The organism is Aeromonas bivalvium (assembly GCF_046078285.1).
GTDB lineage: Bacteria > Pseudomonadota > Gammaproteobacteria > Enterobacterales > Aeromonadaceae > Aeromonas > Aeromonas bivalvium.
Genome location: NZ_JBGXBV010000003.1, coordinates 120,389 through 136,948, shown reverse-complemented (window position 1 = coordinate 136,948; position 16,560 = coordinate 120,389). Strand labels below are relative to the sequence as shown.

The following is a 16,560-nucleotide window of genomic DNA, read 5'->3' as shown; positions in this document are numbered from 1 at the left end:
CCGGGGCAATGGGATATAATCAGGCACATAAGCAAGACATTCATTCCCAACAAGACATAATCAGCAGAGCTTTATGAGCCACCACAAGTTCGACACCCTCTATCTGATGCGCCTGCTGGTCGCCATCGTCCGCTGTGGCTCCTTCGCCGCGGCGGCGGCCCAGCTCGGCATCACCCCGAGCAAGGCGTCAAAAGATCTGCGCCACCTGGAGCAGAGCCTCGGCAGTGCGCTCCTGAGCCGCACCACCCGCCGGGTACAGCTGACCGACGCGGGGGAACTCGCCTACCGCCAGGCCGACCAGATGATCGCCCTGCACGAGCAGTTGCTCGACGGCCTGCAACGCCGCCGCTCGGCCCTGTGCGGGGAGCTGCGCATCACTGCGCCGGATCTCTGGGGCGAGGTGGTGCTGACCCCGGTGCTGCTGCGCTTTCGCGCCGACCACCCGGAGGTGCGCCTCATCGCCGACTTCAGCAACCGCCCCGCCGACCTGCTGCGCGACAACCTGCACGTGGCCTTTCGCAGCACCGAACTCTGTGCCGAGCCCTATCTGGCGCGCCCAATCTGCCCGGACGAGCTGGTGCTCTGTGCCAGCGCCACCTACCTGGAGGCCCACCCGCCCCTGGCCACCCCGCAGGATCTGCACCAGCACAGCCTCATTACCCGCAGTCAGGAATATGGCCGTCACGAGCGCTGGACCCTGCTGGATCAGGGGCGCGAGATCCCCCTCGAGGTAGCGGGCGAGCTGGCCTTCAGCAGCAAGAAGGCGATCTACCAGGCGATGCGCCAGGGACTGGGGATAGCCCGCCTGCCGCGCTACCTGGTGGCGGCCGAGCTGGCCGAGGGAGTGGTGCGCGAGGTGCTGCCGGACTATCGCCCCAAGGGGGCCCACTTCTACGCCCTCTACACCCAGCGCAGGGCCGAGTCGGCCCTGGTCGGCCACTTCCTCGACTACGTCATCGAGGCGCTCACCGCCTCATGAGCGGATCACCAGGTGGTACTGCTTCTTGCCCCGGCGCAGCAGCAGGTAGCGGCCGAACAGCCAGTCGCCGTCGGTCACTTGCTCATCCTGGCGGATCCCACCGTTGAGACTGATGGCGCCCGCCGCCAGCAGCTCGCGGGCGATACGCCTGGAATTCGCCAGGCCACACTCCACCAGCAGGGTCACCAGATCCGTTTCACCTTCGATGGGGCTGCTCGGCAGGCCGTCCTGGGCCAGCTGAGCGAGATCGCTCTCGCCAAGGCGAGCCACGTCGCCGCGAAACAGCAGCTCGCCGATGCGCCGCGCCGCCGCCAGCGCCCCCTTGCCGTGCACCAGCTCGGTCAGCTCGTCCGCCAGCACCTGCTGGGCCTGCTTGCGCCCCTGCCGACCCGCATCTTCGACTTCCAGCTCCCTGATGGCCGCCAGCGGCATAAAGCTGTAGTAGCGCAGGAAGCGGTAGACATCCTCGTCCGCCGTGCCGAGCCAGAACTGATGGAAGGCGTAGGGCGAGGTGAGCGCCGGATCGAGCCAGATGGCGCCCCCTTCCGTCTTGCCGAACTTGGTGCCGTCCGCCTTGGTGATGAGGGGCAGCGTCATGCCGTGGACCTGGGTCTGATGCAGCCGCCGGGTGAGATCCATGCCGCTGGTGATGTTGCCCCATTGATCGTTACCGCCGATCTGCAGGGTGCAGCCGAGGCGCTGGCTGAGCACGGCGAAGTCCTGGGATTGCAGCAGGGCGTAGGAGAACTCGGTAAAGGAGATGCCCTGATCCGGGCGAGCCAGCCGCTGGCGCACCGATTCCCGCGCCAGCATGGCGTTGACCGAAAAGTGCTTGCCGATGTCCCGCAGAAAATCGAGGGCGGACATTTGCCCCATCCAGTCGGCGTTGTTGACCAGCACAGGGGCCGCCAGCCCGTCGCTCGCCGGCAGCAGCGCTTTTATCTGGGCCGACAGGCTGGCCACCCAGCCCTGAACGGTATCGGCGCTGTTGAGGCTGCGCTCGGTCGCCTTGAAGCTGGGATCGCCGATGAGGCCGGTGGCGCCCCCCACCAGGGCCACCGGGGTGTGGCCCGCCAGCTGGAAGCGGCGCAACATCAGGAGCGGCACCAGATGGCCTATGTGCAGGCTGCCGGCGGTGGGGTCGAAGCCGCAGTAGAGGGTGCGCGCCGTGGCGAGGTGATCGCGCAGCGCCGCCGGGTCGGACATCTGGGCCACCAGGCCGCGTTGGGTCAGCTCATCGAGCAGGTGAAGATGTGTCATGGAGGGCTCCAACAGCAAGAGAAAGAGGGTCATCCTCGCCGTTTGAGCGCCTGGTCGATATGTCACCTAGGGGACAGTTTTGCCACTCCCGTGCTAGCATCCAGCCATAGCACGACCATCGCGGGGAGCCAGCCCGCCACCCGGAACCCACCATCATGACCCAGCCCCTCGCCACAGACTCGCTGACCCCAAGCCTGACCGCCGCCGTCGATGCCCTGCACGGCAGCGGCTTTCCGGCGGCCCTGGTGCGCCTCATCCAGCAGCAGGTGGCGTTCGACTGTGCCCTGCTGCTCGGGGTGGGGCAGCGTCCCGTCTACCTCTATGACAACCTGCATCACCAGCGGGCCCTGCTGTTTGATCGCTACCTCACCCGCCACTTCAGCCAGGATCCCTTTATGCAAGCGCTCAAGGACGGCCTCCCCGCCGGGGTCTGGACCCTGGCGCAGGTGTCGAAGGGGCGGCTCGACCCCGAATATCGCCACCACTTTTATCAGGCCACCGGCTGGCAGGAGGAGGTGGGGCTGATCCTGCCGGTGCGGGACGGGCTGACCCTGATGCTGTTTCTCGGGCGGCTCGACAAGCGCAGTACCCTCGGTCAGGACGAGCTGGCCCGGCTGGAGGCGCTGTTTCCTCTGGTGCATTCACTGTGTCGCCAGCACTGGCGGGAAGAGACGCCCCGCCTGGCCCAGAGCCCGGCCAGGCCTGGTGGCAACGACCTGAGAGTCGAAGTGGAGCAGGCCATCGCCAGCCTGGGGAGCGAGAGCCTCACCCGCCGCGAGCGACAGGTGGCGGGATTGCTGTTGCAGGGGCTGGATACCGAGGCCATAGCCCAGACGCTCGGCATTGGCGCAGGCACGGTGAAGAATCACCGCAAGCACCTCTACGGCAAGCTGCACCTGCGCTCACGGGCCGAGCTGTTCCACCTCTTCCTCAACCACCTCATCACGGCGCCGACCCCCGGGCCCCCATAACACACCACCCCGCCGAAGCGGGGTGGTGTCTGTGCCTGTCAAACCATGAGCAATGCCGTCAGATCCGGCCCTGATAGCGCAGCGGGAAGCGGCCCTGACCATCGGGCTGGCCGAGGAAGGGCAGCCCCTGCTTCATCTGATCCGGCAGCTCGGGCCCGGGCTTGAGGGTGCCCTGGAACAGGTACTGGCGATTGGCTTTGAGCTCAAGCTGCCCCGCCACCTGCACCGCCTCCGAGCCCTGCTTGAGATCCACCTTCAGGGTCGAGTCCAGGCAGGTGAGCCTCGCCTCAGGATCCCCCAGCAGCAGCTTGCCCGCCGGCGTCTGGGCCTCGGCGCCGTACCAGAAGAGGTTGCCATACAGGCTGTCGCACCAGGGCTGGCCCTGGGCGAACTGATCCACCTTGAGTTGCAGCTGGCCCGCCGCCGTCAGGGGGAAGGGCGGGCGCAAGGGCAACCGTGCCAGCACCCAGGGGGCGGGGGCGTTGAGGGTGAGGTCGCGGCCGAAGGCGGCGCCATTCCAGCCGATCATGCCCTGACCATTGAGACCGCTGCGCTCGCCGAAGCGCACCGCCACCTCGGGGGCCAGCCGCAGCAGGGACCAGCCATCGAGATCCCAGCGCAGCCGGGTCAGGGACTCGCTGGCGTATTGCAGTCGGGCAATCTCCCCCTGCCAGAGGGTGCCGCTCACCCCTTCCAGCTTGACCATGGGGGGCAGGGGCAGATGGCGCGCCACCAGGCTGGCGGGCACGCTGATCAGCAGGAAGCCGAGCCAGGCCAGCAGGAAGACGACCAGTATCCAGATCTTGCGTTTCATTGCGGGCGACTCACCTGTAAGCGTCTTACCTTGACCATGCCGGCGGGCAGTTGCTCGCGGGCCACCTCTATCACCTGTACCCTGACCCCGTACTTGTCCGTCAGCTCGGCCAGCCACATCAGCAGATCGTCGAAGGCAACCTGGTCTATCCAGACTTGCAGCTCCTGACCCTGGGGTTGCAGCCGGGCGATCTTGATCTTGTGGTTGAAGGCGGTGCGATTGACCACGCCATCCAGGGTTCCCCCCAGATCCATGTTGCGGCCGCTACCCGCCTGGGCCGCCAGCACCTGCTCTCCCTTCTCCTTGAGCCAGATCAGGGTCTGCTGCTGGCTCTTCACCTGGCGCTCCCGCTCCTCGATGCGATTGCCGAGGGGCTGCCACACCAGCCAGTAGAAGAGACCGACCAGCAGCACGCTGCCCCCCACCGCCACCAGCCGCTGTTCCCGGGCGCTGAGACCGCGCCACCAGAGTTCAAACCTTGCCATCATGATGATTTATCCTTGAGCACCAGCGCCCCTTCTACCTTGCCCTCATGGCTTCGCACCTCACCCTGCTGCACCTCGAAGCGCTTGCCCGCCAGCTCGCGGAAACGCTCGATCTCGGTGAAGCCGGGGGCCGTCACCTGCAACCTGAGCTCGCCCCGGGTGGCGTCGAAGCGCAGCACCTCGGGTTTGAGCCCGGGCACCTCGGCAAACACAGGGGCCAGCTCGGTCAACAGCAGCAGCACGCCGCTCTGGGGCGCCGCCCCCAGCAGCCGCAGGTGCTGCTCCATCTGGCTGCGCACGTTCACTATCCGGCTCTCCCCGGGGAAGATGCGGGTGTAGACCTGACGGATCTCCCCCTTGAGGGCCTTGTCCTGCCCCTCCAGCTGATACAGGGCCAGCCCCCGTTGGCCCAGGGTGACCAGCAGCAGGGCCGCCGCCACGCCCAGCACCTTGCGCCACTGCAACCAGTGACGGCCGTATTCGGTCTGGGGCCGGAAGGGGCCCTGCAACAGGTTGATATTGCCGCGCAGCGCCTCTCGCGCCAGCAACAGCATGGGCAGTTCCGGATCCGCCGCCTGCCAGTCGGCCCCTGCCAGGGGCGGTGGCGGCGTGTGGCTGTGCAGGGTGACGGGCTCAGCCTGGGCCGCCAGCAACAGGCCGAGCAGGGCCTCGTCGGCCACCAGCCCCTGATGGGGCCCTTGCCGTATCAGCCAGTGCCTGCCCAGTTGCAGGGCGGACCAGCCGTCCACCGCCTGAGGCAGTGCCAGCACATCTGGCAGCATCTGCACGCAGCCGAGTCCGGCCGCCTCCAGCCAGCCGAGCCAGCGGCGCATCTGCTGGCTGTCTACCGCCATCAGATCCACCTCGTGCCCCTCGTGACCCAGCACCACCAGATGCAGGGACTCCACGTCCGAGGCGATCTGCTCCTCCAGCAGGTAGGGCAGGGCCGCCGCCGACTGGCGGTTGTATTTGCCCGGCAGGCGAACCCGCCGGAAGATGACGGCGCTGCCGGGCACCAGGGTCACCACGGGGCGCCCTCCGGCCCGCTCGCGCAGTTCATGCAGCCCATGGGCCGAGGCCAGGGTGCCGGAGGCGATGATCTCCCCCTCCCGCGCCGACCAGACCAGCCAGTCGACCGGCTCTTCCTGGGTTGTGCCCAGACGGATGACCAGACTCTCGTTCAACACTCTCTCCTTGGTCTGCCCCGACGGTGCGGCGGCTGACGCTTGCTATTGGCTGCGGGGTGCCGCGCCGGGCCGGAGCCGCTCACTCGGCGCCCCCATTGACCCGGCGCAGCACCACCGGCTTGTTCTCTTTGCTGCGCTGGAAGTAGGTCTCCAGCCTGGCCCGGGTATCGGCCACCTCGGCCAGCAGGTAGGCCGCAAAATAGTCGCTCTTGACGCCGAGCGCCTCGTTCAATCCGGTCAGCCCGGCGCCGGCCGCCAGGGCGGGCAGGGATGTCATCTCCTGCTTGTCCTGCCACCCCTTCCTGGGGCGATCGCTGAGCACGGCCCTGGCCTCGTCCACCCCTATCTTGCCGAGGTAGAGGGCCGCCAGCAGCTCGGCCTGCTCCGGGGCTATGGTGTTGATGTTGACCAGCAGCTTGTCGTTGGGCAGGGCGCAGACATAGGGCGCCAGCCTGGCATACAGCTTGCCGCTGACCCCACGCACGGCCCGCAGTTCATCCACCCCCAGCATCTTCTGGTTGGCGGGCAGATAGGGGGGATCCAGCCCCTCGTAGTAGGCATCCTCGGCGCCGTAGCTGGAGACCAGCACGGTATCGCCGTCGGTCCAGTCACGCACCGCATCCGTCAGCTGCACCGCCTCATACTCATCCACCTCGAGCAGGGTCAGCAGGGTGCGAAACACCTTGACCGGATAGGGCGGATTCGCCTCATCCTCCGTGCCGTCCCCCTTGCGCGCCACGCTCAGGCTGTTGAGGTTGAAGCACCCTTGCAGATCCCGCACCTCCCCCTTGAGGGTGCCGTCCTCCACCGGGAAGACCCCGTCCTTGCGGGCCCAATACTGGCCCAGGCTCACCACCTTGGGGTCATCCTTGAAGTCCTGGGCCAGGATCTTGCTGACCAGGGCCTCGGCGGACAGGGCATACCACCAGGCCTGCTTGCCCGTGGTGAGGTTGCTGGTGCGGCGCAGCTCCAGCTGCAATCGTCCGCTCATGTTGCTGGCGATGATGACCATCACGGAGAGGATGAGCAGCACCACCAGCAGCGCCATGCCCCGGTTTCGGCCGGGCCCGCGCCCCTCAGGATTGCGTCGGTGCATCTTCGATCCTCGCCCCTGGGGCGCCTATCAGGAATTGACGGCGCAGGGTGCCGTAATCTTCCAGATCCAGCTCCACCGCCAGCCCCTCGGGCAGGCGCTCCCGGGTTGTCCACTCCGAGCGCCAGCTCCCCTCGGCATAGAAGAAGATCCGCAGTCCGCTCACCTTGCCGAGCAGGGGCTGCACCCTGGGTTCAGTGCCGATCACCGGATCCGGATAGAGGTAGCTCAGCCGCTCCAGGGTCTGCCCCTTGAGGCGCCAGCCCACCCGCTGCAAGCCGGAGCGCGGCAAGATGCCGTCCGGGTTGAGCCAGCCGCCGCGGATGAAGGCCATGCCCCAGTCGTCGCTCTCCTGACCGAAGCGGGACGCCGCCAGCAGCACACGGTTGCTCTCCCCCTCGATGCGACCGGTACGAGGCACCATCTGGCCCACATCCCGCTCCAGCAGGTCGAAGGCCCGTTGCAGCTCGGCCAGCCGCTGCTCCTTCTGCCTGGCCACCTCGTCGCTGGTAAGCACCCCCTGCAACACCTGATAGGCCCCCAGGCTCAGGCCGGCGAAGATGGCGATGGCCACCAGCATCTCCAGCAGGGTAAAACCGGCGTGACGGGGGCGAGAAGGAGGGTGCATCATCGGCTGATATAGGTCCGCATCATGGCGACAGGATTGTCGGCCTTGGGGGCGGTGCGCACCTCCAGATCCAGGGCCTTGAAGTTGGCATCGCTGGTGGCGACGCCGCGATAGCGCCAGTACCAGATCTGGCCTGCCATCTCCTCCTCCCCCTCGACCCAGCTGTCGCCAGGCCATTTGTTTTCCAGCTTCTGCTGCACCAGCTGGTTCTGGGCGACCCAGGTGGCCAGGGTCTTCTGCTCCAGATGGCTGAGACCAGAGAGGTGCTCGCTGGCGGTCTTCATCACGGCGAGCCCGGCGATGGCGAACACCACCAGGGCCACCATCACCTCCAGCAGCGTCATGCCACGCGCCTTCACTGGGTCGCCTCCCCGGACAGGGTCAGGGCGCCAAACTCGTCGGCGCGCACCACCCGCACATGGCTGGCGTCATCGACCCGCTGGCTCAGGGTCAGCACGAAGGGGGTCAGCTCGTCGCCGGGGAAGATGAGCACCTGGGGACGGCTGGTCTTGTTCGCCTCCCCCCGCTCATCGTCCCGCGGCAGCCAGGCAAAGCCGGCCAGCTCCAAGGTGAGGCGAATATCCTCGCCCAGCTCGACCGGGCCCAGCAGCTTGTCCCCCTCCAGGGGTTGCCAGCTGCGATCCTTGCCCTGGCGGCGCATGAACTGCCAGCCATGGTCATCGAGGCGCAGCCCCAGCAGGCGACCATCCATCACCGCCTGCTGCTGGGCCTGCTGCAGCACCGCCATGAAGCGGCGCGCCTGCTTGTCCAGCTCCCTGTCCCCCCTGGCGCCCCCCATGCTGAGGGTGACGGCGGTGGCCACCAGTCCCATCAACATGGCGACCAGCAAGACCTCCAGCAGAGTAAAACCAGCTTGGCGGCTATGTTTCATGAGGTCGGCCTTAACTGCATGGCGGTGGCCCCTGGCCATCCCATCAACATGGCGGCCAGCAAGACCTCCAGCAGAGTAAAACCAGCTTGGCGGCTATGTTTCATGAGGTCGGCCTTAACTGCATGGCGGTGGCCCCGGGCCATCCCATCAACATGGCGGCCAGCAAGACCTTCAGCAGAGTAAAACCAGCTTGGCGGCTATGTTTCATGACGAGACGATGCAACCCTCATTCAGGCTGCTCCAGCAAGGCGGAACCAAGGGGGTGGCCAATCACTTATTGGAAATCCTTCAGATTCCAGTTGCCGATGTCGTCATCGCTGCCCGCTTCCCCGTCCAGTCCCATGGAGAAAATATCGATCTTGCCGAACTGGCCCGGGCTCAGCAGCTGGTACGGATTGCCCCAGGGATCCTGCGGCAGGCGCTTGATGTAGCCGCCGTCACGGTAGCTGCGCGGCTCGGGAGCGGCGCTCGGCTTGTTGACCAGGGCGTCCAGCCCCTGCTCTGTGGTCGGGTAGCGGTTGTTGTCCAGCTTGTACATGTCGAGGGCATTTTCCAGCGCCACTATGTCGGAGACCGCCTTCTGCTGATCCGCCTTCTCCTTGTTGCCCATCAGGTTGGGCACCACCAGGCTGGCCAGGATCCCCAGGATCACGATGACCACCATGACTTCCAGCAGGGTGAAACCCGATTGACGACGCTTTTGCATGACTGACTCCCTAACGAAATGAGATGGCATGAACCATCGACGATTGATTGTTGACCCGCGTTCGTCCGATGACGCCGCCGTGCGGCTGATCGAACCAGCGAGGTCGACTGGCTTTGCAGGTTCGAACAGGGCCGCGTATTCGCACGTCCGAACCTCACTCACAAATTGACCATGTTGTTCAGTTCGAGCGAGTTGACCGCAGGATCGACCGAAGCCACCCGCACGCCAGCATCATAAATTCACCATATTGTTGAGCTCGAGGATAGGCTGCAGGATCGACATGACGATAAACAGCACCACCCCGGCCATGGAGACAACCAGCATGGGTTCGAACACCCCGAGGGCGATGTTGACCTGACTCTCGAACTCTCTGTCCTGGTTGTCCGCCGCCCGCTCCAGCATGCTGTCGAGCTCGCCGCTCTGCTCGCCGGAAGCGATCATGTGCAGCATCATGGGCGGGAAGATCCTGGTTTCATCCAGCGACTTGCGCAGGCTGGTCCCCTCCCGCACCCGCTCGCTCGCCGCCAGGATGCGGGCGCGGGCAAAGTCATTGGAGAGCACCTCCCCCGAGATCTTCATCCCCTCCAGCAGGGGCACGGCGCTGGCATTGAGGATGCTCAGGGTGCGGGCGAAGCGGGCGGTATTGAGACCGCGGCTGACTCTGCCTATCACAGGCAGGCGCAGCAAGACCCCGTGCCAGCGCTGGCGGCGAACCGGGTCCGTCAGCCACCAGCGCCAGATCAGGCCGCCGATGCCGAGCAGCAACAGGAACCAGAGGCCGTAATGCTGCATCAGCTCGCTGGTGCCGATGAGAAAGCGGGTCGTCATCGGCAGCTGCTGGCCCATGTGTTCGAACTGGGCCACCACCTTGGGCACCACGGCGGTGAGCAATATGGAGATGACGCCGATGGCCACCAGGGTCAGCACCATGGGGTAGATCATCGCCTGCAACAACTTGGTGCGCATGTGCTGGCGCTGCTCCGTGTAATCGGCGAGACGGTTGAGCACCTTTTCCAGATGGCCCGACTTTTCGCCGGCCGCCACCATGGAGCGAAACAGCTGGTCGAACACATGGGGGAAGGCCCCCAGCGAGTCGGCCAGGGTGTAGCCCTCGACCACCCGACCACGCACCGTGGCCACCAGGCTGCGCAGATGCGCCTTCTCGCACTGCTGGGAGACGGCCTTGAGCGCCTCCTCGATGGTGAGACCGGCGCCCACCAGGGTCGCCAGCTGGCGGGTGATCAGCGCCAGTTCCGCCGTGCTGGCGCCGCGACGAAACAGCACGAAGCGATTCGCCTCCCGCTTCGCCTTCTCCGTGGTCTCGCTCACCTCCAGCGGGGTCAGCCCCTGCTCGCGCAGCTGCTGGCGCACCTGACGCGCCGAGTCCCCTTCGGCCACCCCTTGTTTCTGGCGGCCCTTGTCGTCGAGGGCCTTATATTCGAATGCAGCCAAGTCCTGTCCTCAATCTTCCCGGGTCACCCGCAGCACTTCTTCCAGGCTGGTCTGGCCCTGGAGCACCTTGTCGATGCCGTCGCGGCGTATGCTGGGGGTATGGCCCCGGATCAGCCGCTCGATGGCCAGCTCGCCGCTGGCGCCATGGATGGCTTCGCGCACCGCCTCGTCGATCACCACCAGCTCGTGGATGCCGGTCCGGCCGCGATAGCCGGTGTGGTTGCACTGCTCGCAGCCCACCGGGTGCCAGATCTGGCGGGCGGCATCCTGGCCCTCGATGCGCATCAGCTCGCGCTCCTGCGGGCTGGCAGGACGCGCCTCCTTGCAGTCGGGGCAGAGGGTGCGCACCAGTCGCTGGGCCAGCACCGCCAGCAGGGACGAGGAGAGCAGGAAGGGCTCGATCCCCATGTCCCGCATCCGGGTGATGGCGCCGATGGCGGTGTTGGTGTGCAGGGTCGACATCACCAGGTGGCCGGTCAGCGACGCCTGCACCGCTATCTGGGCGGTTTCGAGGTCACGGATTTCCCCCACCATGACCACGTCGGGATCCTGGCGCAGTATGGCCCGCAGACCCCGGGCGAAGGTCATGTCCACCTTGGGATTGACCTGGGTCTGGCCCACCCCTTCCAGGTCATACTCGATAGGGTCTTCCACCGTGAGGATGTTGCGGTCCCGGGAGTTGATCTCGGAGAGCGCGGCATACAGGGTGGTGGACTTGCCCGAGCCGGTCGGGCCCGTCACCAGTATGATGCCGTGGGGCTTGCGAATGAGATCCCCTATGATCTCGCGGTTGGCCAGCGTCATGCCGAGCTGCTTGAGCTCGAGGCGCACGTTGTTCTTGTCGAGCAGTCGCAATACCACCCGCTCGCCGTAGCTGGACGGCATGGTGGAGACCCGCACGTCGACGGCCCGGCCACCGATGCGCAGCGAGATGCGGCCATCCTGGGGCACCCGCTTCTCGGCGATGTCCATGCGGGACATGACCTTGATGCGCGACACCAGCAGGGACGCCAGCTTGCGATGGGGGCGCAGTATCTCCCGCAGCACCCCATCGATGCGAAAGCGGATGACCAGAGCCCGTTCGAAAGTCTCGATATGGATGTCGGACGCCTCCTCCTTGATCGCCTCGCTCAGCATGGCGTTGATGAGGCGGATGATGGGGGCATCGTCGTCGGCGTCCAGCAGATCCTCGCTCTGGGGCAGCTCCTCGGCCAGGGCGAAGAAGTCCATCTCGTTGCCAAGATCCTCCATCAGCTGACGCGCCTCGGAGGAGTCCCTCTGATAGTGGGCCATCAGCTGCTGCTCAAACGCCTCCCCTTCCAGGGACTGCACGGTGAAGCCGCTGCCGGCCACCCGCTGCACCTCGAGCAGGGCCTGGGGGCTGACCCCGGGTCGGCACAGCAGCACGGGGGCGCCGGCCTCCTCGGTCAGGATGACGCCGAAGTTGCGGGCAAAGGCGAACGGCAGCTCGGGCAGCGCCGCCGGCAATTCGCCATCGTCGAGTCGATAGGCCGCCATCAGGGCTTGCTCTGCACGAAGGGCTTCACGCTGTCCGCCGTGGCCTGTTGCCGGTTTCTCATGGACTGGATCTGCTGCTGCACCTCGGGGGAGACCATGACGTCCTGGCCATAGGCTGGCAGCACCTGGCGCGGCGGCGAGGTGAGATACCCCTCCTCGGACGCCCTCTCCAGCTGCTCGGCACGGAACAGGGTGTACTTGTTGCTGGAGATACCGGAATAGACGTTGGCATCGCGCAATATGGTCGGCCGGATGAAGATCATCAGGTTGCGCTTGGAGGTGGTGTTGGAGGTGGAGCGGAACAGATAGCCCAGCACGGGGATGTCACCCAGCAGGGGCACCTTGGAGACCTGCTCCTTGGTCTGTTCGTCCATCAGACCGCCCAGCACCACGGTTTCGCCGCTCTTGACCAGCACCGCATTCTTGACGGTGCGGGTGTCGAAGGTGGGGCCGAGATCCGCCGTGCCTGTGGCCTGGGTCTGGGCCACGCTGGAGACCTCCTGCTCTATGTTGAGCAGCACGGAATCCCCTTCGTTGATCTGGGGCGTCACCACCAGCTTGGTACCCACCGTCTTGCGCTCTATGGTGTTGAAGATGTTGTCCCCCGAGGTGGAGCTCTGGGAGCCGGTCTGTACCGGCACCTCCTGACCCACGTTGAACGACGCCTCCTTGTTGTCCATGGTGACGATACTCGGGGTCGAGAGAATATCGTTCTTGGTGTTGGTGGAGAGGGCGGTCACCAGCATGGCCCAGTCTCCCTGATAGAAGCCGGCGGCCATGCCGCTGAAGCCGCCCACCAGCTTGCTCAGGGAGTCGATGTTGCCATTCTCCTTGTAGTCGATGGCCCCCGCCGCCACGCCGCCGATCGGCAGATTGGTGTTGGTGAACTGGGTGCCGCCGCCATTGGTGTTGGCCCACTGCACCCCGAGGTTGAGGCCGTCGCCATCGGCGACCTCCACTATGATGGCCTCCACCAGCACCTGGGCACGGCGGATGTCGAGCTTGGCAATCACCTGCTCCAGCTCCGCCATCACGTCCGGCTGGGCGGTGATCACCAGGGCATTGGTGGTCTCGTCCGCCGAGATGGCAAGCTGGCCGCCGCCTATGCTGCTGCCGGCACCGGCTGCTGTGCCGCCCTTCTTGTCCGCCTCTATGCTGGAGCTGACCCCCTTGAGCACATCCACCAGATCCTTGGCCTTGCCATATTTGAGGTAGAAGACCCGGGTATTGCCCTGGCTCTGCAGATCGCGATCGAGCTGGTGCACCATCTGGATGATGCGGGCCCGCGCCTTGGGTTCGCCACTGACCACCACCGAGTTGGTGCGCTCATCCGCCACCACCTTGGGGGTCAGCTGGAAGCCGGCATTGCCGCCCTGGGCATTGCCTTCCTTGTTGAGGTTGGTCACCAGCCGCACCATCTCGCCGGCCGAAGCATATTTCAGCTTGATGATGTCCACATCCTGATCCCCGGCCTTGTCGACCCGGCGCACCACTTCCACCAGACGATTGACCACGGCGGCGCGGCCGGTGATGAGCAGCACGTTGGAAGGCTCGTAATGGACCACGTTGCCGCCGCCGGCGTTGTCATTGAGCTGACGCAGCAGGGGGGCAAGTTCGCGCACCGAGACGTTGCGCACCGGCACCACCCGGGTCACCATCTCGTCCCCCGTGCCCGGGTTGCGGTCGTCCACCACTGGGATGGCCGAGGTCTTGGCATCCTTGGAGCGCACCACCTTGAGCACGCCGTTGTCCATGGGCACCACGGCGAAACCGTAGACGTCCAGCACGCTCAGGAAGAATTGATAGTACTGATCCTCGTTGAGCAGATCGTAACTGCGCACATTGATCTTGCCGCGCACAGAGGGCTCTATGATGATGGTTTTATTGAGGTTCTTGCCAACCGTGTTGATGAACTCCTCGATCTCCGCATTCTTGAAGCTGGCAGAATACTCGGTCGCCCAGGCGGAGCCCGTCATCAGCAAGGCCGCCGCCGCAGACGCCAGGCGCCAGCCTTTCCCTTTATTTGTCATTCTTGGTGCTACTCCAATTCATTATTCTGACAAGCCGACATAGACGTCATACAGCTGTCCCTGCCGTTCGACCGTCACTGTCATCTCGGTGGCGCTCGCCACCTGTTGCATGGCCTGCATGGCCTGGGCGTTATCCCGCAGATCCAGACCATTGATGCTGACCGCCAGGTCATTGGCGACCAGGCCGAGTTGGTTGAAAAGTTCCGGATCCCGGCCCGGATTGAGGCGATAACCCGTCATGCGGCCATCGACCCGCACCGGGGAAATATTGAGGTAATCGGTCAGCTTGCCGGGGTTGCTCATCAGCGCGCCCCGCACCTCATCGAGCCTGGCCCCCGGCTTCTCCTGGGCCGGAACCGGCTTGCCATACTCCTCGCCGTCCAGCATCAGGGTCTCGTCGCGCCCGTTGCGCGCTATGATGACGCGATCGGCGAACACCTGCCGCAGCTGGGCCTGGGTGCCATCTATATAGTCACCGATACCGTAGGAATTCTGGCTGCCACCATGGGCGATGATGGCAATGGACTTGGCGGGATTGGAGCTGGCCAGCACCCCGTTGAGCTGGGCGTTGAGCTGGGTCTTGGGGGCATCGGCAGCCACCTGGGTCTGGGCCTTGGGGAGCTCGGCGCGGCCAAACAGGGAGAGGCGAGTCAGGGGCACCAGATCCGTGCCCTGGCGCCCACCCTCGGTCATCTGGACGCCGGGTTGCCAGGGGACGGGCTGCTCAGGACTCGCCAGAGTCAGCAAGCGCCAGGTCAGTCCGGCACTCTGGTGCGCCAGCAGCAACAGCAGGCCCCAGAACAGCCACTGGCTGAGACGGGCAAGGGGCAGCCGCTTGCCCAGGGCAAGCAAGGTAGACAGCAAGTCATCCTTGAACGGTAGCGTCATGTTTCTCAAAATAATTTTCTATCCAAATCGGTCAGCTATTGTGTACGGCAATGGCCCGGGAGACAACTGACCGCATGCGCAATATGGCCAAAAATGCTCGCACCGTCACTGCAAGCCAGCCCAGATTCAATCCTGGGCCCCGGCTCTGGTATAATCGGCGTCCATGTCACATCGTCGGAGCCCGTCATGAGCAAAGCCGTTTCGCCCGAATCCTCCCTGCGTCTGGACAAGTGGCTCTGGGCCGCCCGCTTCTACAAGAGTCGCAGTCTGGCACGGGATCAGATCGACGGCGGCAAGGTGCACTACAACGGTCAGCGCAGCAAGCCGGGCAAGGCGGTCGAGGTCGGTGCCCTGATCCGCTTCTGGCAGGGTCAGGACGAACGGGAAGTGCGGGTGCTGACCCTGTGCGAACAGCGAAAATCGGCCCCCCTGGCCCAGCTGATGTATGAGGAGACGGCCGAGAGCCTCAAACGCCGGGCCGAGAATGCCGAGGCGCGCCGCTTCAACAGCCAGTTTGCCCCGAGCCCGGAGCGCCGCCCCGACAAGCAGGAACGCCGCCAGCTGATCCGGGTCAAGCAATCCTGAGCCAGCCCCATGACCCTTGTATGACGACAGGGACCCAAGAAAGTTCACCCCCGGCCACTAAGCGCCGGGCGTCCAAGCCATTACCACCCCGAAGGAAGATGAGATGAGTCACCAAGATCTGCTGTATCGCTATCTGTTTGAAGAGTACGAAGTGCGGGGTGAGCTGGTCCAGCTGGATAGCACCTACCGCCATGTGGTCGAGGCGCAGAGCTACCCGGTTCAGGTACAGCACCTGCTGGGGGAGCTGCTGGTCGCCACCAGCCTGCTGACCGCCACCCTCAAGTTCGAAGGCTCCATCACGGTGCAGTTGCAGGGGGACGGCCCGGTGCGCCTGGCCGTCATCAACGGCGACCACAACCAGCAGCTGCGCGGCGTGGCCCGCCATGAGGGAGAACTGCCGACGGACGGCAAGCTGCAGAGCCTGATCGGCAACGGCCAGCTGGTGATCACCATCACCCCGGAACAGGGTGAGCGCTATCAGGGCATCATCGCCCTGGAGGCCGACACCCTGGCCGGCTGCCTGGAGCAGTACTTCGCCCAGTCCGAACAGCTGGCCACCAAGCTCTGGATCCGCACCGGCCACCTGGACGGCGCCCCCCGTGCCGCCGGCATCCTGCTGCAGGAGCTGCCGGCCCAGAGCGAGGATCACAGTGCCGACTTCGAACACCTGACCCAGCTCACCGCCACCATCAAGGACGAGGAGCTGTTTGGTCTGGAGGCCGAGGAGATCCTCTACCGCCTCTACCACCAGGACAAGGTGCGGGTGTTCGATCCCCAGGCCGTCGCCTTCCGCTGCACCTGCTCCCGGGAGCGCTGCGAGGGTGCCCTGCTGCAGATAGAGAAGGAAGAGGTGCTCGATATGCTGCAGGAGCAGGGCAAGATAGAGATGCACTGCGACTACTGCGGGGCTCACTATCCTTTTGATGCGATCGATGTCGAAACCCTGTTCAGCGGGGCTCCCGGTAATGATGCAAACCAGTTACACTAAATAAAGGCGGGGAAACCCGCCTTTAACTTAAATAACAAAAAAATACCCTACTTTATAAAGTTTGATGAAGGTCGCTAAATTCTA

18 protein-coding genes are annotated in these 16,560 nt (G+C 65.1%); 4 read left to right on the top strand and 14 right to left on the bottom strand.

What is annotated here, in order from left to right; translation table 11 throughout:
- Window positions 1-73: 73 nt before the first annotated feature.
- On the top strand, window positions 74-979 hold the full coding sequence (locus ACEUCR_RS10050; RefSeq protein ID WP_408789849.1) for a LysR family transcriptional regulator: 906 nt from the start codon (window positions 74-76) through the stop codon (window positions 977-979).
- Here ACEUCR_RS10050 and tyrS read toward each other — a convergent pair.
- A complete protein-coding gene (gene tyrS / locus ACEUCR_RS10045) occupies window positions 974-2,239 on the bottom strand; it encodes a tyrosine--tRNA ligase (RefSeq protein ID WP_408789846.1) in 1,266 nt (421 codons plus the stop codon). The genes ACEUCR_RS10050 and tyrS overlap by 6 nt on opposite strands.
- 155 nt (window positions 2,240-2,394) lie before the next feature.
- Between tyrS and ACEUCR_RS10040 the strand changes: the two genes are divergently transcribed.
- A complete protein-coding gene (locus ACEUCR_RS10040; RefSeq protein WP_408789843.1) occupies window positions 2,395-3,210 on the top strand; it encodes a helix-turn-helix transcriptional regulator in 816 nt (271 codons plus the stop codon).
- Between the two features lie 58 nt (window positions 3,211-3,268).
- Here the strand turns inward: ACEUCR_RS10040 and exeN are convergent, their stop codons facing one another.
- From exeN to exeC, 13 genes are all read right to left on the bottom strand, one after another.
- Window positions 3,269-4,024 carry a GspN family type II secretion system protein ExeN gene (gene exeN, locus ACEUCR_RS10035; protein WP_042001038.1) on the bottom strand — a complete coding sequence of 252 codons (756 nt, stop codon included), beginning with the start codon at window positions 4,022-4,024 and terminating at the stop codon, window positions 3,269-3,271.
- Window positions 4,021-4,512 carry a GspM family type II secretion system protein ExeM gene (gene exeM, locus ACEUCR_RS10030; RefSeq protein WP_042001040.1) on the bottom strand — a complete coding sequence of 164 codons (492 nt, stop codon included), beginning with the start codon at window positions 4,510-4,512 and terminating at the stop codon, window positions 4,021-4,023. Before exeM ends, exeN begins: the two co-directional genes overlap by 4 nt.
- Entirely contained in the window at window positions 4,509-5,693 is a 1,185-nt protein-coding gene (gene exeL, locus ACEUCR_RS10025) for a GspL family type II secretion system protein ExeL (RefSeq protein ID WP_111873970.1), read from the bottom strand. The genes exeM and exeL overlap by 4 nt, the downstream gene beginning before the upstream one ends.
- Window positions 5,694-5,775: 82 nt before the next feature.
- Window positions 5,776-6,792: a GspK family T2SS minor pseudopilin variant ExeK gene (gene exeK, locus ACEUCR_RS10020; protein ID WP_408789840.1), complete on the bottom strand. Its 1,017-nt coding sequence runs from the start codon at window positions 6,790-6,792 to the stop codon at window positions 5,776-5,778.
- Window positions 6,773-7,420: a GspJ family T2SS minor pseudopilin variant ExeJ gene (gene exeJ, locus ACEUCR_RS10015; protein WP_408759927.1), complete on the bottom strand. Its 648-nt coding sequence runs from the start codon at window positions 7,418-7,420 to the stop codon at window positions 6,773-6,775. The genes exeK and exeJ overlap by 20 nt, the downstream gene beginning before the upstream one ends.
- On the bottom strand, window positions 7,417-7,776 hold the full coding sequence (gene exeI / locus ACEUCR_RS10010; protein WP_111873967.1) for a GspI family T2SS minor pseudopilin variant ExeI: 360 nt from the start codon (window positions 7,774-7,776) through the stop codon (window positions 7,417-7,419). The genes exeJ and exeI overlap by 4 nt, the downstream gene beginning before the upstream one ends.
- On the bottom strand, window positions 7,773-8,309 hold the full coding sequence (gene exeH, locus ACEUCR_RS10005; protein WP_111873966.1) for a GspH family T2SS minor pseudopilin variant ExeH: 537 nt from the start codon (window positions 8,307-8,309) through the stop codon (window positions 7,773-7,775). The genes exeI and exeH overlap by 4 nt, the downstream gene beginning before the upstream one ends.
- A complete protein-coding gene (locus ACEUCR_RS10000) occupies window positions 8,306-8,413 on the bottom strand; it encodes a prepilin-type N-terminal cleavage/methylation domain-containing protein (protein WP_408789838.1) in 108 nt (35 codons plus the stop codon). Before ACEUCR_RS10000 ends, exeH begins: the two co-directional genes overlap by 4 nt.
- Window positions 8,414-8,583: 170 nt before the next feature.
- Window positions 8,584-9,015: a GspG family T2SS major pseudopilin variant ExeG gene (exeG, locus tag ACEUCR_RS09995; RefSeq protein ID WP_042001050.1), complete on the bottom strand. Its 432-nt coding sequence runs from the start codon at window positions 9,013-9,015 to the stop codon at window positions 8,584-8,586.
- 231 nt (window positions 9,016-9,246) lie between these two features.
- Window positions 9,247-10,467, bottom strand: a complete 1,221-nt coding sequence (gene exeF / locus ACEUCR_RS09990) for a GspF family T2SS innner membrane protein variant ExeF (RefSeq protein ID WP_111873965.1) — start codon at window positions 10,465-10,467, stop codon at window positions 9,247-9,249.
- Window positions 10,468-10,476: 9 nt separating this feature from the next.
- Window positions 10,477-11,985, bottom strand: coding sequence for a type II secretion system ATPase GspE (gspE, locus tag ACEUCR_RS09985; protein ID WP_042001054.1), 1,509 nt, complete (start codon window positions 11,983-11,985; stop codon window positions 10,477-10,479).
- Window positions 11,985-14,015: a GspD family T2SS secretin variant ExeD gene (exeD, locus tag ACEUCR_RS09980; protein ID WP_111873964.1), complete on the bottom strand. Its 2,031-nt coding sequence runs from the start codon at window positions 14,013-14,015 to the stop codon at window positions 11,985-11,987. Before exeD ends, gspE begins: the two co-directional genes overlap by 1 nt.
- A 21-nt stretch (window positions 14,016-14,036) precedes the next feature.
- Window positions 14,037-14,903, bottom strand: a complete 867-nt coding sequence (gene exeC, locus ACEUCR_RS09975; RefSeq protein ID WP_408747081.1) for a GspC family type II secretion system variant ExeC — start codon at window positions 14,901-14,903, stop codon at window positions 14,037-14,039.
- A 186-nt stretch (window positions 14,904-15,089) separates the two neighbouring features.
- Here exeC and hslR point away from each other — a divergent pair, with 186 nt between their 5' ends.
- Window positions 15,090-15,488, top strand: a complete 399-nt coding sequence (gene hslR, locus ACEUCR_RS09970) for a ribosome-associated heat shock protein Hsp15 (protein WP_111873963.1) — start codon at window positions 15,090-15,092, stop codon at window positions 15,486-15,488.
- Between the two features lie 103 nt (window positions 15,489-15,591).
- Entirely contained in the window at window positions 15,592-16,476 is an 885-nt protein-coding gene (gene hslO, locus ACEUCR_RS09965; RefSeq protein ID WP_042001062.1) for an Hsp33 family molecular chaperone HslO, read from the top strand.
- Window positions 16,477-16,560: the final 84 nt, after the last annotated feature.

Excerpts from the sequence above, each read along its gene's own strand:
- exeG (WP_042001050.1), bottom strand. The coding sequence starts at position 9,015 with ATGCAAAAGCGTCGTCAATCGGGTTTCACCCTGCTGGAAGTCATGGTG.
- gspE (WP_042001054.1), bottom strand. The coding sequence starts at position 11,985 with ATGGCGGCCTATCGACTCGACGATGGCGAATTGCCGGCGGCGCTGCCC.
- exeH (WP_111873966.1), bottom strand. The coding sequence starts at position 8,309 with ATGAAACATAGCCGCCAAGCTGGTTTTACTCTGCTGGAGGTCTTGCTG.
- exeK (WP_408789840.1), bottom strand. The coding sequence starts at position 6,792 with ATGCACCGACGCAATCCTGAGGGGCGCGGGCCCGGCCGAAACCGGGGC.
- exeN (WP_042001038.1), bottom strand. The coding sequence starts at position 4,024 with ATGAAACGCAAGATCTGGATACTGGTCGTCTTCCTGCTGGCCTGGCTC.
- exeC (WP_408747081.1), bottom strand. The coding sequence starts at position 14,903 with ATGACGCTACCGTTCAAGGATGACTTGCTGTCTACCTTGCTTGCCCTG.
- ACEUCR_RS10050 (WP_408789849.1), top strand. The coding sequence starts at position 74 with ATGAGCCACCACAAGTTCGACACCCTCTATCTGATGCGCCTGCTGGTC.
- hslR (WP_111873963.1), top strand. The coding sequence starts at position 15,090 with ATGAGCAAAGCCGTTTCGCCCGAATCCTCCCTGCGTCTGGACAAGTGG.
- exeD (WP_111873964.1), bottom strand. The coding sequence starts at position 14,015 with ATGACAAATAAAGGGAAAGGCTGGCGCCTGGCGTCTGCGGCGGCGGCC.
- ACEUCR_RS10040 (WP_408789843.1), top strand. The coding sequence starts at position 2,395 with ATGACCCAGCCCCTCGCCACAGACTCGCTGACCCCAAGCCTGACCGCC.
- exeJ (WP_408759927.1), bottom strand. The coding sequence starts at position 7,420 with ATGATGCACCCTCCTTCTCGCCCCCGTCACGCCGGTTTTACCCTGCTG.
- exeM (WP_042001040.1), bottom strand. The coding sequence starts at position 4,512 with ATGATGGCAAGGTTTGAACTCTGGTGGCGCGGTCTCAGCGCCCGGGAA.
- ACEUCR_RS10000 (WP_408789838.1), bottom strand. The coding sequence starts at position 8,413 with ATGAAACATAGCCGCCAAGCTGGTTTTACTCTGCTGGAGGTCTTGCTG.
- hslO (WP_042001062.1), top strand. The coding sequence starts at position 15,592 with ATGAGTCACCAAGATCTGCTGTATCGCTATCTGTTTGAAGAGTACGAA.
- tyrS (WP_408789846.1), bottom strand. The coding sequence starts at position 2,239 with ATGACACATCTTCACCTGCTCGATGAGCTGACCCAACGCGGCCTGGTG.